The sequence below is a fragment of the Streptomyces sp. TG1A-8 genome, from assembly GCF_030499535.1.
Taxonomy (GTDB): domain Bacteria; phylum Actinomycetota; class Actinomycetes; order Streptomycetales; family Streptomycetaceae; genus Streptomyces.
This window is the reverse complement of sequence record NZ_JASTLB010000001.1, coordinates 4,165,419-4,188,236: the sequence shown is the minus strand read 5'-3', so window position 1 is coordinate 4,188,236 and position 22,818 is coordinate 4,165,419. Positions and strand designations below refer to the sequence as shown.

The following is a 22,818-nucleotide window of genomic DNA, read 5'->3' as shown; positions in this document are numbered from 1 at the left end:
CGATCAGTTACGGTACGTGGCGCGCGCCGCCTCGTCCGCCTCCCCACCTGCGCCGACGAGTCCGGAACGCATTCCCTGCAGCCGCGGCGCGAACCGCTGCATCTCGCGCCGGCCGACGGTCCCGATGATCGCCGGCAGGTATCCGCGCACGCCCTGCATGCCCCGCAGCCACCACTGCCCGTACACGTGCGCCGAACGCCGCTCGATGCCCTCCACGATCCGGTCCACCGCCGGGCCCAGCGGGTACGTCTTGTTCGACGGCCACGGCAGCCGCTGCCGCAGCTCCCGCATGACGTCGTCCCGGTCGGCGCCGCGCACCATGTCGGTGTCGGTCCACGACAGGTAGGCGACGCCGACGCGCACGCCCTGGTAGCCGACCTCGGCGCGCAGGCTGTGCGCGTACGCCTCCACGCCCGACTTGGAGGCGCAGTACGCCGACATCATCGGCGCCGGGGTGATCGCCGCGAGCGAGGCGACCTGCAGCAGGTAGCCGCGGCTCTCGACCAGCACCGGCAGGAACGCCCGCGCCGTCACCGCCGATCCGATCAGGTTGACCTCGATCACGCGGCGCCAGGCCTGCGGGTCGGAGTCGATGAACGGGCCGCCGGTCGCCACACCGGCGTTGGCGACCACGATGTCGACCTTCCCGAACCGCTCCTTCACCTCCTGCGCCACCCGGCTCATCGCCTCGTGGTCGGTGACGTCGGCGTACCAGTGGGCGCTGTCGCTGTGCAGCCGGGCGGTGACCTCCTTGAGCGCCTCCTCCTCCAGCCCGACCAGCGCCACCTTGGCGCCGCGCGCGGAGAGTTTGCGCGCCAGCAGTTCGCCGACACCGCGGGCCGCTCCGGTGACGACGGCGACCTGCCCTTCGAGGCTGACCCTGCTCATGCGTCCTCCTTGGTCTGCTGCACGGGGGTGGGGCGGGAACCGGTGCGGGGGCCGGGGACGGCGCTCCCCGTGACGTACGCGGCGACGAGGTCCCGGATCCGGCCGGTCACCGGTCCGGGGACCTCGACGGGGGTCATGTGGCCGATGCCGGGCAGTTCGGTGAGCCCGACGCACTGCGGCAGCGCGGCCGCCAGCGCGCGGGCGTGCACCGGGGGCGTGAGCCGGTCGGAGGCGCCGTGCACCACCGCGGTGGGCACCCGCAGCTCCCGCACGCCGTGGTCGAGGTCGAGCGTCTCCAGCACGCCGGCCCAGGCGTGGCGCACGGCACGCGGGCAGGCGTGCACGATGCGGGCGCAGGCCTCCACCATGTGCCGGGAGGAACCGGCGCCCATGGTCCCGTACTTGAGGATCCGCATCGCGACCGGCGTGACCGGTCCGAGCGGAGCGCGCGAACCGAGGATGCGCCCGGTGATCCAGGTACGCACGCGCCCGGCGCGCATGGGCACCACGCGCGACTCGGTGACCAGCCGCGAACTGCCCGTGCTGCACAGCAGGACGGCGGCGGCGTGCTCGCCGAAGCGGGGGCGCGCGGCGGCGGCCATGATGGCCATGCCGCCCATGGAGTGTCCGACGACCAGCGCCTTCTCGCCGCGCGCGAGGGTCTGCGCGAGCACCGCTTCGAGGTCGTCCGCCAGCAGGTCCGTGGTGCAGGCGGGGCTCGCCGGACTGCGTCCGTGTCCCCGCTGGTCGTAGGCGATCACCCGGTGGTCGGCCGCCAACTCCCGTATCTGCGCCGCCCAGAAGGCGGTCGAGCAGGTCCAGCCGTGGGAGAGGACGACCGGGGGCGCGTCCTCGGGGCCGTGCACCTCGACGTGCAGCGGGGCGCCGTCGCCGGAGACGACGGTGAGGACGCGGGAGGGCTCGGGCGGGGCGTAGGGGCCGTGGTCGGCGAAGGCGGGGCGGCTCACGCGGCGGCCTCGCCGGCCGTCGCGGGGGCCGCGGCCGTCGCGGCCCCGACCTGTGCCCTCCCGGGTCCGTCCGGCGTCCGCGCCGCCCGGACGACCTCGTACTCCGCCAGGTCCACCCGGCGGGTCGCGCGCCGGAACTCCGCCGTCGTGCCGGGCCAGATGGTGGTGTTGCGGCCGCTCGGGTCGAGGTACCAGCTGGTGCAGCCGCCGGTGCTCCACACGGTCCGCTTCATGCGCTCCTGGACCTTGTCGTTCCAGGCCCGCACCGCCGCGGGCCGGGCGACGAGGGCGGTCCGGCCGCCGAGCACGTCGAGCTGGCGCAGGTAGTCGGCCATGTAGTTCAGCTGGGACTCGATCATGAGGATCATCGAGGAGTTCCCGAGGCCGGTGTTGGGCCCGATGATCGTCATCCAGTTCGGGAACCCGGCGGCCGAGGCACCGCGCAGCGCCTGCATGCCGTCCTTCCAGGACTCCGCCAGGGTGATGCCGTCGGCGCCCACCACGCGCTCGGCGATGGGCATGTCCGTCACGTGGAAGCCCGTGCCGAAGATGATCGCGTCGACCTCGGCCTCGCTGCCGTCGGCCGCGACCACGGTCGAGCCCCGGACCTCGCTGAGCCCGCTGGCGACGACGTCCACGTTCGGCCGGGCCAGCGCCGGGTAGTACTCGCTGGACAGCAGGATCCGCTTGCAGCCGATGCGGTAGTCGGGGGTGAGCTTGGCGCGCAGGGCCGGGTCCTTGACGGCGCGGGCCATGTTCCGCTTGGCGAGCTGCTCGACCAGGCCGAGTTCGTCGGGGCGCTTGGTGAACGCCTGCACCTGCAGCTCCCGGATGCCCCACAGCACGCCGCGCCGGGCCCGGGTGGTGAAGGGCAGCGTCCGGTGCAGCCACCGCTCGGCGCCGGTGATGGCGCGGTCCATGCGGGGCATCACCCACGGGGGCGTGCGCTGGAAGAGGGTGAGCCGGCCAACCTCGCGCTGGATGGCGGGCACGATCTGGATGGCCGAGGCGCCGGTGCCGACCATGGCGACCCGCTTGCCGCGCAGGTCGTAGTCGTGGTCCCAGCGGGCCGAGTGGAACACCTTGCCCGGGAAGGAGTCCAGCCCGGGGATCTGCGGGATCTTCGGGTCGGACAGCGGGCCGGTGGCGGAGACGACGACGTCGGCGCTGAGCGTGCCGCGCGCGGTCTCGATGTCCCACCGCAGGTTCTCGCGGTCCCAGGTCATCAGCTTGACCTCGGAGCCGAAGCGGATGTGCGGCCGCAGCCCGAAGACGTCGGCGACGTGCTCCAGGTAGGCGCGGATGTGCCGCTGCCCGGAGAAGGTGCGCGGCCAGTCGGGGTGCGGCGCGAAGGAGAAGGAGTACAGGTGGGACGGGACGTCGCAGGCGCACCCGGGGTAACTGTTGTCCCGCCAGGTGCCGCCGACGCTGTCGGCCCGCTCCAGGACGACGAAGTCGGTGATCCCCTCGCGGCGCAGCCGCACGGCGGCCCCCAGACCGCCGAAGCCGGACCCGATCACCGCCACTCGAACATGCTCGTGCTCGGCCATCCCGAAGCCTCCACGCATCGCCTTGGACCCTGCCAGTGAACACTGGCGCAATGGGACTGTAGAGCAGCTTGCGTACCGAGCGGTAGGGGGGCGGGGAAGGAAAGTTACCGTCGGTACGACATAGGCTGCCCACGTGGCAGACCACGGGGAACGCACCGACCGGCAGGAAACCGGGCAGTCCGGCGGCGTACGCGAGTACCGCATGGAGGAACTGGCCCGCCTGGCCGGCATCACCGTGCGCACCCTGCGCTTCTACCGCGAGCGCAAGCTGCTCCCGCCACCCCGCCGCGAGGGCCGCATCGCCTGGTACGACGACCACCACCTGGCCCGCCTGCACACCATCGCCGCCCTGCTGGAACGCGGCCACACCCTCAGCGGCATCGCGGAGCTGGCCGAGGCCTTCGACCACGGCCGCGACGTCGCCGACGTCCTCGGCGTCACCCCCACCGAGGAGGAGCCGGTCCGCCTGACCCCCGAGGAACTCGCCGCCCGCTTCGAGGGCGAGGTCACCCCCGACAACCTCGCCGCCGCGATGGACCTGGGCTACCTCGGCACCGACGGCGACGAGATCGTCCACATCAGCCGCCGCCTGCTGGACGTCTCCTCCGCCCTGGTCCGCGAAGGCATCCCGCTCGCCGAGGTCCTGTCCGCCGGGGTCCGCGTCCGCGACCACGCCGAGGCCCTGGCCGACCTCTTCACCGACCTGATCCTGCGCCACGGCACCGAGGAGGACCTCCAGCGCCTGCGCCCCCTGGCCCGCAGCGTGGCGGAGGCCGAACTCTCCCTGGCGCTGGACCGGCGGCTGAGCGGCCGGCTCCGGCCGGGCGCGGCCGGCCCTACAGGTCGTAGACCACGGTGACCGGCGCGTGGTCGGACCACCGCTCGGCGTGGGAGGCCGCCCGCTCCACGAAGGCCTCCACCGCCTTCCCGGCGAGCCGGGGCGTGGCCAGCTGGTAGTCGATGCGCCAGCCCGAGTCGTTGTCGAAGGCCCGCCCCCGGTACGACCACCAGGTGTAGGGCCCCTCGGTGTCCGGGTGCAGGGCGCGCACGACGTCGACGTAGCCGCCGTCCCGCGCGGTGAGGACCCGGGTCAGCCACTGCCGCTCCTCGGGCAGGAAGCCGGAGTTCCCGGTGTTGCCGCGCCAGTTCCTCAGGTCGGCCTGCTGGTGGGCGATGTTCCAGTCGCCGCAGACCAGCACCTCGCGCCCGTCGGCGGCGGCCCGCTCGCGCAGGTCCTTGAGGTGGGCGAGGAACTCGGTCATGAAGCGGACCTTCTCGTCCTGGCGTTCGGTGCCGACCTCGCCGGAGGGCAGGTACAGGGAGGCGACGGTGACGCCGGGCAGGTCGGCCTCGACGTAGCGTCCGCTCCCGTCGAACTCGGCCGAGCCGAACCCGGTCCGGACCCGGTCGGGCTCACGGCGCGTGTAGAGGGAGACGCCCGCGCGGCCCTTGGCGGCGGCCGGGGCGTGCACGACGTGCCAGCCGGCGGGCTCGCGGACCTCCTCGGGCAGTTGGTGCGGCTCGGCGCGCACCTCCTGCAGGCAGAGCACGTCCGCCCGGGTCCGGCCGAGCCACTCCACGAAGCCCTTCCTGGCGGCGGCCCGCAGTCCGTTCACGTTCACCGAGGTCACAGTCAGCACCCGGGCACGATACCGGCACACTGGTGGGTGTCCGCGCACCCCGATCACTGCATAGAAGTACGATACCCAGCATGATTATTCGCCGTGTTCGTTTCGACCACCCCGACGCCGTCAAGCTGAACGACGAGGTCCAGGCCGAGTACCACCTGCGCTACGGCGACGGCGGCGACGCCACGGTCCTCGACGCCACGGACTTCGACCCGCCCCGGGGCGCGTTCCTGATCGCGTACGACGAGCACGACCGCCCGGTCGCCACCGGCGGCTGGCGCAGCCAGGACAGCAACGGCGAGGGCAACGAGGACGGCGACGCCGAGCTGAAGCGGATGTACGTCGTGCCGCAGGCGCGCGGCCTGGGCCTGGCCCGCCGCATCCTCGCGACCCTGGAGGAGGACGCCCGCATGGCCGGCCGCGTCCGGATGGTCCTGGAGACCGGCACCAAGCAGCCGGAGGCCGTCGCCCTGTACACCTCCAGCGGCTACGAGCCGTGCACCAAGTTCGGCTACTACCGCCACCACGAGGAGAGCCTCTGCTACGCGAAGAGACTGTGAACGTGCTGAAGCCCCGGTCGGCTTCCGCCGACCGGGGCTTCATGCTGCGTGGACCTGAGGGGATTTGAACCCCTGGCCCCCTCGATGCGAACGAGGTGCGCTACCGGACTGCGCCACAGGCCCTTGCAACGAGTGAAACTCTAGCATCCCCGTCGGGGTGCTTGGAAATCCGTTCCCTGACTGGTCAGAGGCGGCCTTTCCGCCGGGACGGACGGGCGTGACGGCTGTCACTCGTTGACCGCGCGCGGGCGGTCGTCGTCCTCGTACGGGTCGCACTGGTCGAACAGGGGCGTGTGTCCGCGCTCGCGCGCCCGGCGCGCGGAGGCGGCGCGGCGGGCGTCGCTGCGGCCGTCCGCCGGCCTGTCCTCGGCCTCGGACGCCGTCTCGTCGGCCTCGGTCCCCGGCGCGTGGGCCGCGTCCTGCTCGGGCGTCACCGCGCTCGATCTCGCCGAGCTCCACGTGTCGGGCGCCCCCAGGTCCACGTCGGAGGTGGCCCGCGGCGCGACCGGCGCGGTCACGTACGTGGGCAACGGCACCGGCACCGGGTCCCAGCTGTCGCCGTGGCCGGGCCGCCGCCGGCGCTCGCGCTGCTGGTCGACCCATTCGGCGTGGTCGGTCTGCTCGACCAGGGCGCGCCGGTCGGCGGCCAGTGCGGACAGGCCGGCGTCGACTTCGGTCTCCGGCCCCTCGTCGGATTCGCCGGGGCCGGCGCCCGGGTCGAGGGGGGTGCGCCGGCGCGGCTGGCGTTCGCGCAGGCGCTCGGCCGCGACCTCGGCGCGGCGGCGGTCCATGTGGTAGGCGAAGCGGCGGCGCTCCTGGGCGCGCAGGTGGGCGATGTACGCGCTGAGCATCACCGCGGGCACGCCGGGCGCCCAGAGGAAGGCGAGCCCTCCGACGGCGGCGACGATCGTGCCGAGGGTGAAGGCGAGGAAGAGCACCACGGTGGTGCGCCGCCGGCGCGCGAGGACCTTCAGGCGCCGGGCGCGCGCCGCTGCCGCCTGCGAGGAAGTGTCGTGCGCGTCCGGCCCGCGCTGCTGTGCGGGCACGGAGGCGCTGGCGGCGTGGTGCTCGGGCGCGGAGGCGGGCCGGGGTGCCGGGGCGTCGGCCCGGTCGAGGGCCTCTTCCGGCCACCCGGGCGTCTCCGGTTCCGCGTCCGCCCGGACCTGACGGCGGGTCGGAGGCACGGCGAAGGCCCGGACGTCCACCAAGGCGGTGGTGGCGTCCGGTTCACCGGCGTCCGGCTCCCCCTCCTGGGCGGAGCGCGCCCGCAGGTCCTTGGCGTACCGGCGCTCCATGCCCGCCCGTCCGGACAGCAGCCGGATGGCGGTGCTGAAGCGTTCCGTCGGACGGGCCTCGTTCAGCTCGTCCTGCCTACGGAGCCACATCGGCACCAAGTAGGCGGCCCAGGCCCCGACGATGACTGCGTAGATCAGGCCGCTGCTGCTCACGCCTCACACGGTAGAGGGGTTTGCGTGAGGCCATCCGCCAATTGAGCCGGTGTGTCGCACGATCTGGCTGATATTTCCTGCTTTTTTTACAACGTGTGCGATCAGGGGATCACCACAGTCACGAACGAAATACCGCCGAGAACGGCCATCGGCCGATCAATTTCGAACACTTATTCAATTTCCGGTCTCGGCGGCATTCCGTGACCGCGTCCGGCGCCAGCGCACGAGCAGCCCCTCGGGCACCTCTTCCGCGGTGAGGGCGAAGACGAGGTGGTCGCGCCAGGCCCCGTCGATGTGCAGATAACGCGGCCGCACCCCCTCCGCGCGGAATCCGAGTTTCTCCACGACCCGGCGGCTGGGCCGGTTCTCGGGGCGAATGCAGACCTCGACGCGGTGCAGCCCGACGGTGCGGAAACAGTGGTCCACCACGAGCGCGACGGCCGTCGGCATCACCCCGCGCCCGGCCACCGCCTCGTCCACCCAGTAGCCGACGTGTCCCGAGCACATCGACCCCCAGGTGATCCCGGCGACCGTCAACTGCCCCACGAGCCGCCCCTGGTACTCGATGACGAACGGCAGCATCCGGCCCGCGTTGGCCTCGGCCCGCAGGTGCCGGACCATCTGGCGGTAGGTGGGACGGTGCGTGATCGGGCCGCTCGGCGTGGGCGGCGGGATGGTCGCCTCCCAGGGGCGCAGCCAGTCCCGGTTGCGCCGGTTCACCTCACGCCAGGCCCGCTGGTCGCGCAGTTTTATCGGCCGCAGGACGACGTCTTCGTCCGCGAGCACGGCGGGCCAGGACAGGCTGTTCAGCTCGCACCCCCACGCTCGGCGCCGGGTGCGGGGTGGTCGCCGCCGCGGAGCTGGTCGACGGCGTGGGCCAGCAGGGGCCCCAGGACGGCCAGGCCGTCGCGCACGCCGCCGGTGGAGCCCGGCAGGTTGACGATCAGCGTGCGCCCGGCCACCCCGGCCAGTCCCCGGGACAGCGCGGCGGTGGGCACCTTCTCCCGGCCGTGGGCGCGGATGGCCTCCGCGATGCCCGGCACCTCGAAGTCGATCACCTTCCGGGTCGCCTCGGGCGTGCGGTCGGTGGGCGACATGCCGGTGCCGCCCGTGGTCACGACGGCGTCGTAGCCGGCCCGCACCCCGGCGCGCAGGGCCTCCTCCACGGGATCGCCGTCGGGGACGACCCGGGGGCCGTCGACCTCGAAGCCGAGGCTGCGCAGGCCTTCGGCGATCAGGGGGCCGCCCCGGTCCGCGTAGACCCCGGCGGCAGCCCTGTTGGAGGCGGTGACCACCAGTGCGCGGTAGTTCATGTCCGGCTCCAGTCGCCCGACTTGCCGCCCGTCTTCTCCTCCACCCGCACGTCCGTGATGACCGCTCCCTTGTCGACCGCCTTGACCATGTCGATCACGGTGAGCGCGGCGACCGTCACCGCGGTGAGGGCCTCCATCTCGACGCCCGTGCGGTCCGTGGTCCTCACGGTGGCCCGGATCTCCACGGCGTCGTCCGCGACCGACAGGTCCAGTCTCACACCCGACACCGACAACGGGTGGCACAGCGGGATCAGGTCCGGGGTGCGCTTGGCGCCCATGATGCCCGCGATCCGCGCGGTGGCCAGGGCGTCCCCCTTGGGGACCCCCTCGCCGCGCAGCAGCTCCACCACGCGGGGTGACACCAGGACCCGGCCACTGGCGCGGGCGGTGCGCGCGGTGACGTCCTTGCCGGACACGTCGACCATGCGGGCGGCGCCCGCCTCGTCGAGGTGCGTCAGCCGGTCCTGCACAGGGGGTCCGGGGTCTGCCCCCGGGAAGGCTCAGTCATGCTCTGCGGCGCTCCCGGTCCGGGCCCGTGGCCGTGGTGGCGCACGGGCCTGCTGTAACGCGACACGCTACCGCCAAACCGCTCCGTCCAGCCGGGCAGGACCCCCGGGCCGCGCTCAGCCCAGGAGGACGACCTCCACCTCGGTGCCGGGTTCGACGGACTCCACGTCCTCGGGGACGACGATCAGCGCGTCGGCGCGGGCCAGCGCCGCGATCAGGTGGGAGCCGGCGCCGCCCACGGGGGTGACGACGCCGTCGGCGTGGGTGCCGCGCAGGAACTGCCGGCGCCCCTTGGGCGAACCGAGCGGGCGGTCCGTCCTCAGGACGGCCGTGGTGCGGGGCCGCTCGACGTCCCCGACGCCCATCAGGGTGCGGATCGCGGGACGGACGAACAGCTCGAAGGAGACGTACGACGACACCGGGTTGCCGGGCAGGGCGAGCAGCGGGGTGTGGTCGGGGCCGACGAAGCCGAAGCCCTGGGGCTTGCCGGGCTGCATGGCGAGCCTGCGGAAGTCGACGCCGCCGCCCGCCTCGTCCGCGTCGCCGACGTGGGCCAGCGCCTCCTTGACGACGTCGTACGCCCCGACGCTCACCCCGCCCGTGGTGACCATCAGGTCGGCGCGGACGAGCTGGTCCTCGATGGTGGAGCGGAGGGTCTCGGCGTCGTCGGCGACGGCACCCACCCGGTAGGCGATGGCGCCCGCGTCCCGCGCGGCGGCGGTCAGGGCGAAGCTGTTGGAGTCGTAGATCCGGCCGGGTGCCAGTTCCTCGCCGGGCTGGACGAGTTCGCTGCCGGTGGACAGGACGACCACGCGCGGGCGCGGACGCACCCGCACCGTGCCGCGGCCGATCGCGGCGAGCAGCGCGATCTGCGGCGGGCCGAGGACGGTGCCGGCCTTCAGGGCGCGCTCGCCGGCCCGCACGTCGCTGCCCTGGGCGCGCACGTGCGCGCGCGCCTCGGCGGAGCGGTGCACCCGCACGTGCCCCTCGGCGCCCTCGGGGGCCAGGCTGCGCGCCCGCATCCCGCTCACCGGTCCCTCGCCGAGCCCACCGTCGGTCCACTCGACGGGGACGACGGCCTCGGCGCCGGGCGGCAGCGGGGCGCCCGTCATGATGCGGGCCGCCTGTCCGGGGCCGACCCGCACCGGGTCCGACGCGCCCGCCGCGACGTCCCCGACGACCTCCAGGACCGCCGGGAACTCCTCACTGGCGCCCGCCACGTCCACGACCCGCACCGCGTACCCGTCCATGGAGCTGTTGTCGAACGGCGGCAGGGACACCGGCACCATGACGTCCTCGACCAGGACGCAGCCCTGGGCGTCGAGGAGTTGCAGCTCGATGGGGTCGAGGGGGCGGACGGTGGTGAGGATGTCCTCCAGGTGCTCCTCCACCGACCACAGGCGGTCCGGGCCGGCGGGGCGGGTCGCGGCGCTGCTCAACGTTGCTGCATCTCCTCGGCTACGTACCTGCGAAGCCAGGCCCTGAAGTCCGGGCCCAGGTCTTCACGTTCGCACGCCAGTCTGACAATGGCACGCAGGTAGTCGCCGCGGTCGCCGGTGTCGTAGCGGCGGCCCTCGAAGACGACACCGTGCACCGGGCCGCCGACCTTCTCGTCCTGGGCGAGCTGCTGGAGGGCGTCGGTGAGCTGGATCTCGCCGCCGCGGCCCGGCTCGGTCTTGCGGAGTATGTCGAAGACGTGCGGGTCCAGCACGTACCGGCCGATGATCGCGTAGTTCGAGGGGGCGTCCGCCGCGTCCGGTTTCTCGACCAGGCCGGTCACCTTCACCACGTCGCCGTCGGCGGTGCCCTCCACGGCCGCGCACCCGTACAGGTGGATCTGCTCGGGGGCCACCTCCATGAGCGCGACGACGCTGCCGCCGTGCCGCTCCTGCACCTCGATCATGCGCCGCAGCAGCGGGTCGCGGGGGTCGATCAGGTCGTCGCCGAGCAGGACGGCGAAGGGCTCGCGGCCGACGTGCGGGGCGGCGCACAGCACGGCGTGGCCGAGGCCCCGGGGGTCGCCCTGGCGCACGTAGTGCATGGTGGCGAGGTCGCTGGACTCCTGCACCTTGGCGAGCCGGCCGGCGTCGCCCTTCTTCTGCAGGGCGGACTCCAGCTCGTAGTTGCGGTCGAAGTGGTCCTCCAGCGGGCGCTTGTTGCGCCCGGTGATCATGAGGACGTCGTCCAGTCCCGCCGCCACGGCCTCCTCAACCACGTACTGGATCGCCGGCTTGTCCACGACCGGCAGCATCTCCTTGGGAGTGGCCTTGGTGGCCGGCAGGAACCGGGTGCCGAGGCCTGCTGCGGGAATGACAGCCTTGCTGATCCTGGGGTGCGACTGAGTCATGCCCGCAACCTTATCCGGTGCCTTTGCGGGGAAACTGTGGCTCCGGCCGGTTGACCCTCATATCAACACAATGGGAAAGGGGCGGGAACGACCAGTGGAACACGTCGAACGCACCGGTGAGCCTGACAAGCGAATGTTGCGGCGGGAGTTCCTCGCGGTGAGGAACAGGTTGACGCGGGATGACGTGCGCGTGGCGGGCGGCACGCTGGCCGAACGCGCCCTTGGGCTGCCCGAACTGACGCGTGCGCGCACGGTGGGGGCGTACGTCTCCGTCGGGAGCGAGCCGGACACGCGGGCGCTGCTGGACGCGCTGCGCGCGCGGGGCGTGCGCGTCCTGCTGCCCGCGCTCCTGCCCGACAACGACCTGGACTGGGGCGAGTACACCGGTCCCGGCTCCCTCGCGCCCGTCCGGCACGGCCGGAAAACGGCGTTGTGGGAGCCCTCGGGGGAGCGTCTCGGGCCGGACGCGGTGACCGCCGCGGACGTCGTCCTGCTGCCCGGGCTCGCGGTGGACGCGCGCGGGATGCGGCTGGGACGCGGCGGGGGGTCCTACGACCGGGTCCTGGCCCGCCTGGAGCGCGCCGGGGCGCGACCCGCGCTGGTGGTGCTGCTGTACGACGCGGAGGTCGTCGCGCGGGTCCCGGCGGAGGCGCACGACCGGCCGGTGCACGCGGTGGTGACGCCGTCGGGCGTGCGCCGCTTCACCTGATACGGGCCCGCCCGGTCCGCACGGGAAGGGGCCCTCCACGCGCGTGGAGGGCCCCTTCCCGGGTGCCGGGCGTGCCGTCAGCGGTTCACGGCCTGAGGCTGAGGGTGTCGCTCGTGCTCCGGTCGACCGCCTTGCCGGAGAACGACCAGGGCAGCAGTTCGCCCTCGGCCCACTTGTCCGTCTGGTCGGTGTAGTGGGCGCTGTAGGCGTGCCCGGAGGCTCCGGTGAGGTTGATCCACCTGGACTTGTCGAGGTCGGCGAGGTTGACCACCATCCGCATGGAGGGCACCCAGACCACGTCGTAGCCGCCGGCGGCGTTCCAGCCGGTCGCGTTCACCGTGGCCTCGCCGCCGCTGAGCTCGTAGGGGCCGCGGTTGAGGGCGTACTGCAGGAGCTTGGGGCCCTCGGTGCCGAGCGTCTGGTTCTTCAGGAACAGGCGGTGCAGCCGGCCCCAGCTCCAGGTGTCGATGTCCTTGCCGAGCTTGGCGGTCAGCTCCCAGCGGGCGTCGATCATGGCCCGCTCGAACAGCTCGTCCATGTTGTCCGCCCCGGGGCGGTCGCCGGTGCGCGGCCGGGGGGTCGTCCACCACGCGCTGTCCGGCTTGTCCATCAGCTTGCGCACGACCTCGAACCAGCGGTCGCCGCCGTCCGGCTGCGCCTGGTCCCCGTCGCGCCGGCCGCACTCGCGCACCTTGGTGTCGTCGTCCACCGGACCGGTGCTGTCGATCTTGTCGACCCACAGGCACTGGCCCTTGGCGCGCAGCTCCTTGGGGAGCTTGTTGCCGAAGGCGAGCTTGAGGATGTTGCGCCAGACCGCGTTGAAGTAGGCGGCGGCGGCCGAGTCGGCGTCCTGGGTGTAGTCCCAGCCCTCGAGCAGCTTCTGGGCGGCGCGGACGTCCTTGTCGTCCAGGTTCAGCTTCAGCAGCCTGGGCACCAGGAGCTTGGCGATCTCGCTGCTGTTGTCCAGCTGCATCTGGCGCATGTCGTCGGTGGAGATCTTGCCGCCGTCCTTGATCTTGGACTCGATCAGGTCGGTGATGCGCTGGCTGCGGGTGCCGTAGCCCCAGTCGGTGGTGAGGGTGTACGGGTAGGCGTCCTTGCCGACGACGGCCTGGTTGGCGGTGACGATGTAGCCGCGCTTCGGGTTGTACTCGTAGGGCAGCTCGTCCTGTTCGACGAAGCCGGTCCAGCGGTACTTGGAGTCCCAGCCGGGCGCCGGGACCGAGCCGTCGTCGGCCGCCGGGCGCGTGGGGATCGCGCCGGGCAGGGTGTAGCCGATGTTGTTCCTGGTGTCGGCGTAGACCAGGTTCTGCGAGGGCACGTCGAACAGGCCGGCCGCGTCGCGGAACTCTCTCCAGTCCGCCGCCCTGTCGAGGGCGAACACGGCGTCCATGGAGGTGCCCGGGTCGAGCGCGGTCCACCGCAAGGCGATGCCGTAGCCGTCGCCGCGGTCGGGCGCGGCGGTGTTGACGGTGGCCTTCCTGCCGACCTGGACGAGTTCGTCGTCGCGGTCGGACAGCAGCGGCATCCCGTCCGCGGTCTCGCGCACGACGATCTTCTTCGACGCGCCGCCGGCGACCCTGATGGTCTCCTCGCGCGTCCTGAAGGGGCGCACCTTGCCGTCGTACAGGTAGCCGTCGCCGGTGAGCTTCTCCAGGTAGAGGTTGGTGACGTCGACCCCGGAGTTGGTCATGCCCCAGGCGATGTCCGCATTGTGTCCGATGATCACACCGGGCATGCCGGCGAAGGTGTAGCCCGTGACGTCGTACCGGCACTTGTCGGAGACGGTGCGGCAGTGCAGGCCCATCTGGTACCAGACGGACGGCAGGGACGCCGACAGGTGCGGGTCGTTGGCGAGCAGGGGCTTGCCGGTGATGGTGTACTTCCCGCCCACGACCCAGGAGTTGGAGCCGATTCCCTGGCCGTTCACGCCGACGGCCGCGGGGACGTCGTCCAGGACGTCGTACAGGCCCGCCAGCTGGCTCGTGAGGGCCGAACCGGTCGTGCCCGCGGAGCCCGCCGTGCCCGCGGAGCCGCCGGTCGTGCCCGCCGTGCCCGCCGAACCGGTCGTGCCCGCGGAGCCGGCCGTGGTGCCGTCCTGCCGGAAGGTCCGCGTCAGCTCGTCGTACTGGCCCTCCTGCACGATCGGCTTGTTGCGGCCGTAGGGGTACTCCGGGTACAGGTCCCGGATCTGCTGCGGGCCCAGCCGGCTGGTCATCAGGGCGCGGTCGATCTCGTCCTGCATGTTGCCGCGCAGGTCCCAGGCCATCGCCTTCAGCCAGGAGACGGAGTCGACCGGGGTCCACTCCTGCGGCCGGTAGTCGTTGGTGAGTCCCAGGGCCGCGTACTCCAGGGAGATGTCCTTGCCGTCCTTGCCCCGCAGGTAGGCGTTGACCCCCTTGGCGTAGGCCTGGAGGTACCTCTTCGTGGAGGCGGACAGCTTCGTGTCGTACTCCCGCCGGGCGACCCGGTCCCAGCCGAGGGTGCGCAGGAACTCGTCGTTCTTGACCTGGCCCTTGCCGAACATCTCCGACAGGCGGCCCGAGGTCATGTGGCGGCGCACGTCCATCTCGTAGAACCGGTCCTGCGCCTGGACGTAGCCCTGCGCCATGAACAGGTCCTCGTCGGAGGAGGCGTAGACCTGCGGGATGCCGTAGCCGTCCCGCTTGACGTCGACCGGCCCCGACAGGCCGGCGAGCGTGATCGACCCCTTGGTCTGCGGGAAGGAGGCGCGGACGGTGCTGACCGACCAGTAACCGCCGTAGGCGATCGCTCCGATGAGGGCCAGGACCAGCACCAGCACGATCAGGCGGGCTTTGCGCCCCTTCTTCCTGCCGGACTTGCCGGGCTTGTCACCCGTTGTGGCGGTGGTGTTGGGGGGCATCGCTGTCCTTGCTGTCCTAACGCGAGCGGCAGGTCGGGCTGTGACTTCGAATGAGCGCTGGGAGCAACCATAGGCGCAGGGCCTCCGGCCACTTGACGCGGAGTCGGGAACCAGCGCACACAGGCGTTCGATCTTGCCTCGTCGAGCGTCAAGAAATCGTCAAGAATTAGGTAACGTAACGAAGTACTTGGGTGCGGTGCGCCGCAGCCTCGGGTCTTTGTACGCAAGCCTTGCGCGTGCCCGGCGCGGGCCGAGGAAGGGAACCGCCGCTGACCGTCCACCATCTCAACCAGCTCCTGCTCGTCTGCTCCGTGGTCCTGCTCGTCGCCGTCGCGGCCGTCCGGATCTCCTCCCGCACCGGGCTCCCCAGCCTGCTCGTGTACCTGGGGATCGGCGTCCTCATGGGCCAGGACGGCATCGGGGACATCCACTTCGACAACGCCGAGATGACCCAGGTCATCGGATACGCGGCCCTGGTCGTGATCCTCGCCGAGGGCGGTCTGGGCACGAAGTGGAAGGAGATCCGGCCGGTCCTGCCGTCCGCCTCCGTGCTGGCGCTGGCGGGGGTCGCGGTCAGCGTCGGCGTCACCGCGGCGGGCGCGCACCACCTGGTCGGGTTGGAGTGGCGGCAGGCGCTCATCATCGGCGCGGTGGTCTCCTCCACGGACGCGGCGGCCGTCTTCTCGGTCCTGCGCAGGATCCCCCTGCCCGCGCGCGTGGCCGGCACGCTGGAGGCGGAGTCCGGCTTCAACGACGCCCCGGTGGTCATCCTGGTCGTCGCCTTCTCCGCGGCCGGACCCGTCGGCCACTGGTACGTCCTGCTCGGAGAGATCGTCCTGGAACTGGCCATCGGCGCTGCCATGGGGCTCGCGGTGGGCTGGTTCGGCTCCTGGGGCCTCAAGCACGTCGCCCTGCCCGCCTCCGGCCTCTACCCCATCGCCGTGATGGCGATCGCGGTGACGGCGTACGCCGCCGGGGCACTGGCGCACGGCAGCGGCTTCCTGGCCGTCTACCTGGCCTCCATGATGCTCGGCAACGCCAAGCTCCCGCACTGGCCCGCCACCCGGGGCTTCGCCGAAGGACTCGGCTGGATCGCGCAGATCGGCATGTTCGTCCTGCTCGGCCTGCTCGTCACCCCGCACGAGCTGGGCGACGACGTCTGGCCGGCCCTGATCATCGGGCTGGTGCTGACCATGGTGGCCCGTCCGCTGAGCGTGGTGCTCAGCCTGGCGCCGTTCCGGATGCCGTGGCAGGAGCAGACGCTGATGTCGTGGGCCGGCCTGCGCGGGGCCGTGCCCATCATCCTGGCGACCATCCCCATGGTGAACGGCGTCGGCGGCAGCCGCCGGATCTTCAACATCGTCTTCGTGCTGGTGGTCGTCTACACCCTCGTGCAGGGGCCGACCCTGCCCTGGCTGGCGCGCACCCTGCGCCTGGGCGAACAGGGCGAGGCCTCCGACCTCGGCATCGAGTCCGCGCCCCTGGAGCGGCTGCGCGGGCACCTGCTGTCCATCTCGGTCCCCGAGGGCTCACGGATGCACGGCGTCGAGGTCAACGAGCTGCGGCTGCCGCCCGGCGCCGCCGTCACCCTGGTCGTCCGGGAGGGCACGTCCTTCGTGCCGCTTCCCACGACGGTGCTGCGGCACGGCGACGAGCTGCTGGTGGTCGCCACCGACCCGGTGCGCGACGCGGCGGAACGGCGGCTGCGCGCCGTCGCCCACGGCGGCAAGCTGGCCGACTGGCTGGGCGAGGACCGGAACGGCCCCAGTTCCTCGCGCTGAGGGCGTGTTCCGTACGGCTCACACCGCTGGCAATCACAGGTGACCGGCCCAGTGGTGCCCGGTTTCACAGGGCGGCGGCGCGGTGATCCCTGTACGATGAAGGCGCACCCTGATCGAACCAACTCTGCCTGACGCAGAGCTGGCGCGACCGTATGGCGGCCGGGTCCCCCTCCCGTGGCGGACGCCGGCATCTACCGCAGTCCGCGCAAGAGGACAGCTCTCGGCGCCCGGACCCGCACGGGGCCCGCGCTACCAGGCGGCAGAAAGGCACGGGCCGTGGGATCCACGGTCACCTCCACCGAAGCGGGCACCCGCACCGAACCGGCGACGGCACCGACGGCCTCCTCCCGCCCCGGATACGGCCCGCTGCTGCGCACGCGCGGCGCCTGGACGTTCCTGCTCCCCGGCTTCGCGGCGCGCCAGCCGTTCGCGATGCTCACGATCTCCATCGTGCTGCTCGTGCAGCACACCACCGGCTCCTACGGCGCCGCCGGCGCCGCCGCGGCCGTCACCGGCGTCTCCATGGCGCTGTTCGCCCCCTACGGCGGCCGTCTGGCGGACCGCTTCGGCCAGCGCGCCGTCCTGGTCCCCGGCGTCCTCGTGCACACCGCCTCGGGCCTGTCCCTGACCGCGCTGGCCCTGGCCCACGCGCCCTTGTGGGCACTGTTCGCGGCGGCCGTGCCGACCGGTGCCTCGGTGCCGCAGGTCGGCCCCATGGTGCGCGCCCGCTGGGGCGTGAAGCTCCAGGACTCGCCCCTGATGACCACCGCGGCGGCCTTCGAGTCCGTCACGGACGAGCTGACCTTCGTCCTCGGCCCGCTGCTGGCGACCGCCCTGTGCACGACCGTGGTCCCGTCCGCGGGCCTGGTCACCGAGGCCGCGCTGACGCTCCTCGGCGGTCTGCTGTTCGCCGCCCAGAAGGGCACCCAGCCGCGCGTGGACGGCGGGAGCGGGCACGCCCGCGTGCGGCACGCCTCCGCCCTGCGCGTCCCGGGCGTGCGCGTGCTGGTCACGGCCTTCCTGGGCATCGGCTCCGTCTTCGGCGGCATGCAGGTCTCGCTGGCGGCGTTCACCGAGTCGATCGGCGAGCCCGGCCTGAACGGCGTCCTGTACGGCGTCTTCGCCGCGGGGAACATGCTCTCCGGCCTCGTCTGCGGCGCCCTCGCCTGGAAGGCCGCCCCGCAGCGGCGCCTCGTCGTCGGCTACAGCGCGCTCGCGCTGACCGCCTCCGCCCTGTGGACGGCGCACTCGGTCCCGCTGCTCGCGGGCCTGGGCCTGCTGGTCGGCACGTGCATCGCGCCGTCCCTGATCACCGGCTACACCCTGGTCGAGGGCCTGGTCCCGGCCGGCGCCCGCACCGAGGCGTTCACCTGGCTGACGGGGGCGGTCGCCCTCGGCCAGGCGGCCGCCGTCACCGTCGCCGGACAACTGGAGGACCGCCTGTGGACCGGCGCCGGGTTCCTGGTGCCGGCGGCCGGCACCCTGCTCGCGCTGGCCACCCTGCTGACCCTGCGCTCCCTGCTGTCCGGCCGGCCCCACGACCGCACCGCGGCACGTGGCGTCGGTCACCGCTCGACCGTCACGGTGGACTGATCCCGGGGAATGCGTCACTATGGACCGTCGTTAGCACTCATTGAGTGAGAGTGCCAGGAGGAAGACAGTGCCGACCTACCAGTACCAGTGCACCGAGTGCGGCGAGGGCCTCGAGGCGGTGCAGAAGTTCACCGACGACGCCCTGACCGAGTGCCCGAGCTGCGGTGGCCGCCTGAAGAAGGTGTTCTCCGCGGTCGGCATCGTCTTCAAGGGCTCCGGCTTCTACCGGAACGATTCGCGCGGCTCCACGTCGAGCAGCAGCCCGGCGTCGAAGTCGTCCGGCGCCTCGGCCTCCTCGTCCGAGGCGAAGCCGTCGTCCGACTCCAAGCCGTCGGCGTCGGCCTCCTCGTCGTCGTCCGGCTCCACGAGCAGCTCCGCCGCCTGAGGCGTTCCCGGCCCCGTCGGCCCTGCCGTCGCGTGACGGCAGGGCCTGCCCCGCACCCGGCACCGACTCCCCGGAGAGCCGTCGGGCCGCTAATGTGCATGCCATGGCGAACGCAGAGATCGGTGTAATCGGCGGCTCGGGCTTCTACTCGTTCCTCGACGACGTGACCGAGGTCCAGGTGGACACCCCCTACGGGCAGCCCAGTGACTCCCTCTTCCTCGGCGAGGTCGCCGGCCGGCGGGTCGCGTTCCTGCCCCGGCACGGCCGCGGCCACCACCTGCCGCCGCACCGCATCAACTACCGGGCCAACCTCTGGGCCCTGCGCTCGGTCGGCGTCCGGCAGGTCCTCGGCCCCTGCGCGGTGGGCGGGCTGCGCCCCGAGCACGGGCCCGGCACCCTGCTCGTCCCGGACCAGTTCGTGGACCGGACGAAGTCCCGGGCGCAGACGTACTTCGACGGATTGCCGCTGCCCGACGGCACCGTCCCGAACGTGGTGCACGTGTCCATGGCCGACCCGTACTGCCCGGCCGGCCGGGCCGTGGCGCTGAAGGCGGCCCGCGGGCGCGACTGGGAACCGGTCGACGGCGGCACGCTGGTCGTGGTCGAGGGACCGCGCTTCTCCTCCCGCGCCGAATCGCTGTGGCACCGGGCGCAGGGCTGGTCGGTGGTGGGCATGACCGGCCACCCCGAGGCGGCGCTCGCCCGCGAACTGGAGCTGTGCTACACGTCGTTGACCCTGGTCACCGACCTCGACGCCGGTGCCGAGACGGGCGAGGGCGTCTCGCACGAGGAGGTGCTGGAGGTGTTCGCGGCCAACGTGGACCGGCTGCGGGGCGTGCTGTTCGACGCGGTCGCGGAGCTGCCCGCGACCGGTGACCGGGACTGCCTGTGCGTGAACGCGCTCGGCGGGATGGACCCGGGCTTCGAACTGCCGTAGGCGGGCCGGGGGCGAGGGCGGGCGGAGGCACCCGGTACCCGTCCGGGTGGCCGAGTTCTCCACAACCGGCCGGTAGCACACCGGCTCCGGCGGACTTCGGCGCGAGGCCTCATCGTGGGACCCGCAAGCAGGTTCCTCGTCGCAGGCGGTGATCCCCGTGCCCTCCTCCTCGCCCTCCCCTTCTTCTTCGCCCTCCCCTTCTCCTTCCTTTTCCTCTCCTCTTTCCTCCTCTCTTCCCTCCCCACCCTTCCCCCGTCCCTGCGTGCCGGCCGCGCCGCCCGGCGGCCCCGCTCTCCCGGCCGCCCCGCGCCTTCCCGGGCCTGCCCGTCCGCCGCGTCCGCCGGGCACCGACGCCCCCGCGACCCGCGGAGTCCCGCCGTTCGCGCCGGTACGGGTGCGCGGCGGACGGTACCGGGCGCGGCGGTTCGTGCGGCAGCGGCGGCGAGCCCTGGCGGCCGGTCTGGCCGTGACCGCGGCGGCACTCGTGGCGGCCGGGCCACGGGCCGCGCCGCGGGCGGACCACGCCGAGCGCCCGCGCGGGCGTCCGGCCGCCGGGCCCGTGCCGGGGCGGGACGCCGGGGAGCGGGACACCGGGGAGGCGGTGACGGCGCCGGTGCGGATCGCCGACGCCGCCACCGTCCGGCTGCTGCGGCCCGGTGACCGGGTCGACGTCATCGCCGCCGGGGACCCGGCCGACGGGGGCGGTGCGCGGGTGCTCGCGCGCGGGGTGCGGGTGACCGGGGTGCCCGAGCCCCTGGAAGGCGCGGCCGAGAGCGGGGCGCTGGTCGTGCTGTCGGTGCCGCGTGCCACGGCGGCGGCGCTCGTGGGGGCGAGCGCGACGGCCCGGCTGGCGGTGACGCTGTGCTGAGCCGGCGCGGGCGTCCCGGGTCGGTCCGGCGCCGGGACGCCCGCCCGGGCCGGGGGGAGGGAGACGACCGGCCCGGCGTGCCGTAGGTTGCCGAACGTTTCGTCTCACACCCTGTGCACGTGAGGAGAGTCCCCCAGGTGAGCGCGAAGAAGGAACCGGCCGCACGGAGCGTCTGGCATGGCTTCAAGGCCTTCCTGATGCGTGGCAACGTCGTGGACCTGGCCGTGGCCGTGGTCATCGGCGCCGCCTTCACGAACATCGTCAACTCGATCGTGAAGGGGATCATCAACCCGCTGGTCGGGGCGATCGGCACGCAGAACCTGGACCGCTACAGCTCCTGCCTGAAGGCCCCGTGCTCGGTGGGCGCGGACGGCACGGTCAGGAGCGGCGTGCCGATCCTGTGGGGCTCCGTCATCGGGGCCGCGCTCACCTTCGTGATCACGGCGGCGGTGGTGTACTTCCTGATGGTCCTGCCGATGTCGAAGTACCTGGCGCGGGCCGAGGCCCGCAGGAAGGCGCGCGAGGGCACGCAGGAGGTCATCGAGGTGACCGAGCTGGAGGTCCTGAAGGAGATCCGCGACGCCTTGGTCGCCCGGCGGGGTGCCGGCCACGACGACAGGACGTAGGGCCCGCCGGCCGCGTCGTCACGGGCGGCTCACAGGTGGTGGGGCGGCTTCTCGTCGAGGAAGCGCTTCAGATCGGCGGCGCCGTCGCCGCCCCCGCGCTCGCCCCATCCGCGGTCGGTGTCGTCCGAGGACTGCTGGTTCAGCGGATCGTCGAAGACGAGCGCGTTCTTCGGGTCGCGCGGCTCGGGCGCGGGGGCGCTGCTCATGCCTCCAGGGTACGGCCCCGGCCCGGCGGGACGCCGAGCGCTGCCGGCGGTCGCGGCCGTCGGCGGTCACGGTGACGTCGTCGGCGCCCCGGCGTTCCGCGGGCGCCGGGCGGAGGGCGCGGAGCCGGGTGTCCGCCCCCTTCGGAGACGCCCCCGGAGTGGGCCACACTGGCCCGCATGACGGATGACGCGCCGACGGACATGGCAGGGCTGCGGGTGGGGCACGCGACCCGTGACGGGGACGGCTGGCTCACCGGCACCACGGTCGTCCTCGCCCCCGAGGGCGGTGCCGTGGCGGCCGTGGACGTGCGCGGCGGCGGCCCCGGCACCAAGGAGACCGACGCGCTCGACCCGCGCAACGTGGTGCAGAGGGTCGACGCGGTCGTCCTGACCGGGGGCAGCGCGTACGGGCTCGACGCCGCCTCCGGGGTCATGGCCTGGCTGGAGGAGCGGGGGCGCGGGGTGCCGGTCGGGACGGACCCGGGGCACGTGGTGCCGGTGGTGCCGGCGGCGTGCGTCTTCGACCTGGGCCGGGGCGGGGACTTCCGTGCCCGCCCCGACGCGGCGACGGGGCGGGCGGCGGTCGAGGCGGCGGCGGCGAGCACGCCGGGGACGCCGGTGGCCGAGGGCTGCGTGGGCGCCGGCACGGGGGCCGTCGCGGGGCTGTTCAAGGGCGGGGTGGGGGCCGCGAGCGTGGTCCTCCGCTCGGGGGTCACGGTGGCCGCGCTGGTGGTCGCGAACGCCGCGGGGTCGGTGGTGGACCCCGGGACGGGCGCGCTCTACGGCGAGTTCTTCCTGGGCCGGGTGGCGTATCCGTCCGAGCGCGTACACGAGGCCGCGCGCCGGCGTCTGGCCCGGACCGCCTCGCAGAACACTCCGGCGCCGCTCAACACCACCCTCGCGGTGGTGGTGACCGACGCGGACCTCTCCAGGGCACAGGCGCAGAAACTGGCGGGCACGGCGCACGACGGCATCGCACGCGCCGTCCGGCCGGTGCACCTGCTGCACGACGGGGACACGGTGTTCGCGCTGGCGACCGGCGTGCGTCCGCTCGGCACCGGCCCCCTGGCGCTCAACGACGTCCTCGCGGCGGGCGCCGACGTCGTGACGCGGGCGATCGTACGGGCCGTGCGCGCCGCCGAGCCGGTCGACGGGCCGGGCGGGGCGTGGCCGTCGTACCGGGAGTTGTACGGGCGGGGCGCCGGGGAGGGGCACGGGGAGGGATAGCGGTCCCGCGTGTCCCGGGCTCCCGTTCGTCGCGGTTCTGCCACGTGACCTCGGGCACCTTCAACCACGGCAACCACCGGTACGACCGGGGCAGCCCGCCCTTCGGCCGGGAGGGCGCCGGCCACGGCCGCGTCGGCCTGGCGGACGTCCGGGGCGCGCAGGGCGCCACGCCGGCCAAGTGGGTGTACGACAACTCCTTCGTCGGGGACGTCGTCGTGAAGAACTCCCCGGACACGACGGACGCCCCGGACAACGGGCTCAACGGCTGGAACACGTCCTGGCGTGCCGGGACGGACACGGGCGCCTGACCGGCGGGTTTCAGGTCGACTTGCGGCCGCGCGGGAACATCTCGCGCGCCCTCCGCGTTTTCCCGGCGTACGTTTTCCGCGTTCG

At 73.2% G+C, this 22,818-nt stretch carries 22 protein-coding genes, 1 tRNA gene and 1 pseudogene; 11 read left to right on the top strand and 13 right to left on the bottom strand.

Annotated features, from left to right (window positions below):
- Positions 1 to 3: 3 nt before the first annotated feature.
- The 3 genes from QQY24_RS18365 to QQY24_RS18355 are packed head-to-tail and all read right to left on the bottom strand — an operon-like array spanning position 4 to position 3,406.
- The gene (locus QQY24_RS18365; RefSeq protein WP_301973776.1) at positions 4 to 888 is read right to left on the bottom strand and encodes an SDR family oxidoreductase; all 885 of its coding nucleotides are present in this window, start codon (positions 886 to 888) and stop codon (positions 4 to 6) included.
- On the bottom strand, positions 885 to 1,856 hold the full coding sequence (locus QQY24_RS18360) for an alpha/beta fold hydrolase (RefSeq protein WP_301973775.1): 972 nt from the start codon (positions 1,854 to 1,856) through the stop codon (positions 885 to 887). The genes QQY24_RS18365 and QQY24_RS18360 overlap by 4 nt, the downstream gene beginning before the upstream one ends.
- Positions 1,853 to 3,406 (bottom strand): NAD(P)/FAD-dependent oxidoreductase, encoded by a 1,554-nt coding sequence (locus tag QQY24_RS18355; RefSeq protein WP_301973774.1) that lies wholly within the window; start codon positions 3,404 to 3,406, stop codon positions 1,853 to 1,855. Before QQY24_RS18355 ends, QQY24_RS18360 begins: the two co-directional genes overlap by 4 nt.
- 202 nt (positions 3,407 to 3,608) lie before the next feature.
- Here QQY24_RS18355 and QQY24_RS18350 point away from each other — a divergent pair, with 202 nt between their 5' ends.
- The gene (locus QQY24_RS18350) at positions 3,609 to 4,265 is read left to right on the top strand and encodes a MerR family transcriptional regulator (protein WP_301976281.1); all 657 of its coding nucleotides are present in this window, start codon (positions 3,609 to 3,611) and stop codon (positions 4,263 to 4,265) included.
- Here the strand turns inward: QQY24_RS18350 and QQY24_RS18345 are convergent.
- Positions 4,243 to 5,046, bottom strand: coding sequence for an exodeoxyribonuclease III (locus QQY24_RS18345; RefSeq protein ID WP_301973773.1), 804 nt, complete (start codon positions 5,044 to 5,046; stop codon positions 4,243 to 4,245). The two genes, QQY24_RS18350 and QQY24_RS18345, sit on opposite strands and share 23 nt — an antisense overlap.
- Positions 5,047 to 5,117: 71 nt before the next feature.
- Here QQY24_RS18345 and QQY24_RS18340 point away from each other — a divergent pair, with 71 nt between their 5' ends.
- On the top strand, positions 5,118 to 5,594 hold the full coding sequence (locus QQY24_RS18340) for a GNAT family N-acetyltransferase (protein WP_301973772.1): 477 nt from the start codon (positions 5,118 to 5,120) through the stop codon (positions 5,592 to 5,594).
- Positions 5,595 to 5,643: 49 nt separating this feature from the next.
- Here the strand turns inward: QQY24_RS18340 and QQY24_RS18335 are convergent.
- The 7 genes from QQY24_RS18335 to galU all read right to left on the bottom strand — a co-directional run bounded on the left by QQY24_RS18335 (position 5,644) and on the right by galU (position 11,209).
- Positions 5,644 to 5,717 (bottom strand) — tRNA-Ala (locus tag QQY24_RS18335).
- A gap of 104 nt (positions 5,718 to 5,821) precedes the next feature.
- Positions 5,822 to 7,042, bottom strand: coding sequence for a gephyrin-like molybdotransferase receptor GlpR (gene glpR / locus QQY24_RS18330; RefSeq protein WP_301973771.1), 1,221 nt, complete (start codon positions 7,040 to 7,042; stop codon positions 5,822 to 5,824).
- Positions 7,043 to 7,216: 174 nt separating this feature from the next.
- Complete coding sequence (locus QQY24_RS18325; RefSeq protein WP_301973770.1) at positions 7,217 to 7,828, bottom strand: GNAT family N-acetyltransferase; 612 nt, start codon at positions 7,826 to 7,828, stop codon at positions 7,217 to 7,219.
- 20 nt (positions 7,829 to 7,848) lie between these two features.
- Positions 7,849 to 8,355 carry a molybdenum cofactor biosynthesis protein B gene (locus QQY24_RS18320; RefSeq protein ID WP_301973769.1) on the bottom strand — a complete coding sequence of 169 codons (507 nt, stop codon included), beginning with the start codon at positions 8,353 to 8,355 and terminating at the stop codon, positions 7,849 to 7,851.
- Positions 8,352 to 8,780: a cyclic pyranopterin monophosphate synthase MoaC gene (gene moaC / locus QQY24_RS18315; RefSeq protein ID WP_367658049.1), complete on the bottom strand. Its 429-nt coding sequence runs from the start codon at positions 8,778 to 8,780 to the stop codon at positions 8,352 to 8,354. The genes QQY24_RS18320 and moaC overlap by 4 nt, the downstream gene beginning before the upstream one ends.
- 198 nt (positions 8,781 to 8,978) lie before the next feature.
- Positions 8,979 to 10,301 (bottom strand): gephyrin-like molybdotransferase Glp, encoded by a 1,323-nt coding sequence (glp, locus tag QQY24_RS18310; protein ID WP_301973767.1) that lies wholly within the window; start codon positions 10,299 to 10,301, stop codon positions 8,979 to 8,981.
- Positions 10,298 to 11,209: a UTP--glucose-1-phosphate uridylyltransferase GalU gene (gene galU / locus QQY24_RS18305; RefSeq protein WP_301973766.1), complete on the bottom strand. Its 912-nt coding sequence runs from the start codon at positions 11,207 to 11,209 to the stop codon at positions 10,298 to 10,300. The genes glp and galU overlap by 4 nt, the downstream gene beginning before the upstream one ends.
- A gap of 133 nt (positions 11,210 to 11,342) precedes the next feature.
- On the opposite strand from galU, the gene QQY24_RS18300 reads away from it, so the two are divergent.
- Complete coding sequence (locus tag QQY24_RS18300; RefSeq protein ID WP_301976280.1) at positions 11,343 to 11,918, top strand: 5-formyltetrahydrofolate cyclo-ligase; 576 nt, start codon at positions 11,343 to 11,345, stop codon at positions 11,916 to 11,918.
- Between the two features lie 85 nt (positions 11,919 to 12,003).
- On the opposite strand, the gene QQY24_RS18295 is transcribed toward QQY24_RS18300, so the two are convergent.
- Entirely contained in the window at positions 12,004 to 14,802 is a 2,799-nt protein-coding gene (locus QQY24_RS18295; protein ID WP_301973765.1) for a penicillin acylase family protein, read from the bottom strand.
- A gap of 236 nt (positions 14,803 to 15,038) precedes the next feature.
- Between QQY24_RS18295 and QQY24_RS18290 the strand changes: the two genes are divergently transcribed.
- The 6 genes from QQY24_RS18290 (at position 15,039) to mscL (ending at position 20,992) form a co-directional block, all read left to right on the top strand.
- Positions 15,039 to 16,583, top strand: a complete 1,545-nt coding sequence (locus tag QQY24_RS18290; RefSeq protein WP_301973764.1) for a potassium/proton antiporter — start codon at positions 15,039 to 15,041, stop codon at positions 16,581 to 16,583.
- Between the two features lie 366 nt (positions 16,584 to 16,949).
- Positions 16,950 to 18,176 carry an MFS transporter gene (locus QQY24_RS18285; protein ID WP_301976279.1) on the top strand — a complete coding sequence of 409 codons (1,227 nt, stop codon included), beginning with the start codon at positions 16,950 to 16,952 and terminating at the stop codon, positions 18,174 to 18,176.
- A gap of 67 nt (positions 18,177 to 18,243) precedes the next feature.
- Positions 18,244 to 18,561, top strand: a complete 318-nt coding sequence (locus QQY24_RS18280; RefSeq protein WP_301973763.1) for an FmdB family zinc ribbon protein — start codon at positions 18,244 to 18,246, stop codon at positions 18,559 to 18,561.
- A gap of 103 nt (positions 18,562 to 18,664) precedes the next feature.
- Positions 18,665 to 19,498, top strand: a complete 834-nt coding sequence (locus QQY24_RS18275) for an S-methyl-5'-thioadenosine phosphorylase (RefSeq protein WP_301973762.1) — start codon at positions 18,665 to 18,667, stop codon at positions 19,496 to 19,498.
- Positions 19,499 to 19,760: 262 nt separating this feature from the next.
- Positions 19,761 to 20,366 (top strand): hypothetical protein, encoded by a 606-nt coding sequence (locus QQY24_RS18270; RefSeq protein ID WP_301973761.1) that lies wholly within the window; start codon positions 19,761 to 19,763, stop codon positions 20,364 to 20,366.
- A 137-nt stretch (positions 20,367 to 20,503) separates the two neighbouring features.
- Entirely contained in the window at positions 20,504 to 20,992 is a 489-nt protein-coding gene (gene mscL, locus QQY24_RS18265; RefSeq protein ID WP_301973760.1) for a large conductance mechanosensitive channel protein MscL, read from the top strand.
- A gap of 29 nt (positions 20,993 to 21,021) precedes the next feature.
- On the opposite strand, the gene QQY24_RS18260 is transcribed toward mscL, so the two are convergent.
- Positions 21,022 to 21,198, bottom strand: a complete 177-nt coding sequence (locus tag QQY24_RS18260) for a hypothetical protein (RefSeq protein WP_301973759.1) — start codon at positions 21,196 to 21,198, stop codon at positions 21,022 to 21,024.
- Positions 21,199 to 21,375: 177 nt separating this feature from the next.
- On the opposite strand from QQY24_RS18260, the gene QQY24_RS18255 reads away from it, so the two are divergent.
- Both QQY24_RS18255 and QQY24_RS18250 read left to right on the top strand, forming a co-directional pair.
- Positions 21,376 to 22,425 carry a P1 family peptidase gene (locus QQY24_RS18255; protein ID WP_301973758.1) on the top strand — a complete coding sequence of 350 codons (1,050 nt, stop codon included), beginning with the start codon at positions 21,376 to 21,378 and terminating at the stop codon, positions 22,423 to 22,425.
- Between the two features lie 47 nt (positions 22,426 to 22,472).
- A pseudogene (locus tag QQY24_RS18250) lies at positions 22,473 to 22,733 on the top strand (hypothetical protein); the annotation flags it as partial.
- Positions 22,734 to 22,818: the final 85 nt, after the last annotated feature.

Bases quoted from the DNA above. Each gene is read 5' to 3' on its own strand.
- QQY24_RS18365 (WP_301973776.1), bottom strand. From the start codon at position 888: ATGAGCAGGGTCAGCCTCGAAGGGCAGGTCGCCGTCGTCACCGGAGCG.
- QQY24_RS18355 (WP_301973774.1), bottom strand. From the start codon at position 3,406: ATGGCCGAGCACGAGCATGTTCGAGTGGCGGTGATCGGGTCCGGCTTC.
- QQY24_RS18350 (WP_301976281.1), top strand. From the start codon at position 3,609: ATGGAGGAACTGGCCCGCCTGGCCGGCATCACCGTGCGCACCCTGCGC.
- QQY24_RS18340 (WP_301973772.1), top strand. From the start codon at position 5,118: ATGATTATTCGCCGTGTTCGTTTCGACCACCCCGACGCCGTCAAGCTG.
- QQY24_RS18320 (WP_301973769.1), bottom strand. From the start codon at position 8,355: ATGAACTACCGCGCACTGGTGGTCACCGCCTCCAACAGGGCTGCCGCC.
- moaC (WP_367658049.1), bottom strand. From the start codon at position 8,780: ATGGTCGACGTGTCCGGCAAGGACGTCACCGCGCGCACCGCCCGCGCC.
- galU (WP_301973766.1), bottom strand. From the start codon at position 11,209: ATGACTCAGTCGCACCCCAGGATCAGCAAGGCTGTCATTCCCGCAGCA.
- QQY24_RS18300 (WP_301976280.1), top strand. From the start codon at position 11,343: ATGTTGCGGCGGGAGTTCCTCGCGGTGAGGAACAGGTTGACGCGGGAT.
- QQY24_RS18295 (WP_301973765.1), bottom strand. From the start codon at position 14,802: ATGCCCCCCAACACCACCGCCACAACGGGTGACAAGCCCGGCAAGTCC.
- QQY24_RS18275 (WP_301973762.1), top strand. From the start codon at position 18,665: ATGGCGAACGCAGAGATCGGTGTAATCGGCGGCTCGGGCTTCTACTCG.
- QQY24_RS18260 (WP_301973759.1), bottom strand. From the start codon at position 21,198: ATGAGCAGCGCCCCCGCGCCCGAGCCGCGCGACCCGAAGAACGCGCTC.
- QQY24_RS18255 (WP_301973758.1), top strand. From the start codon at position 21,376: ATGACGGATGACGCGCCGACGGACATGGCAGGGCTGCGGGTGGGGCAC.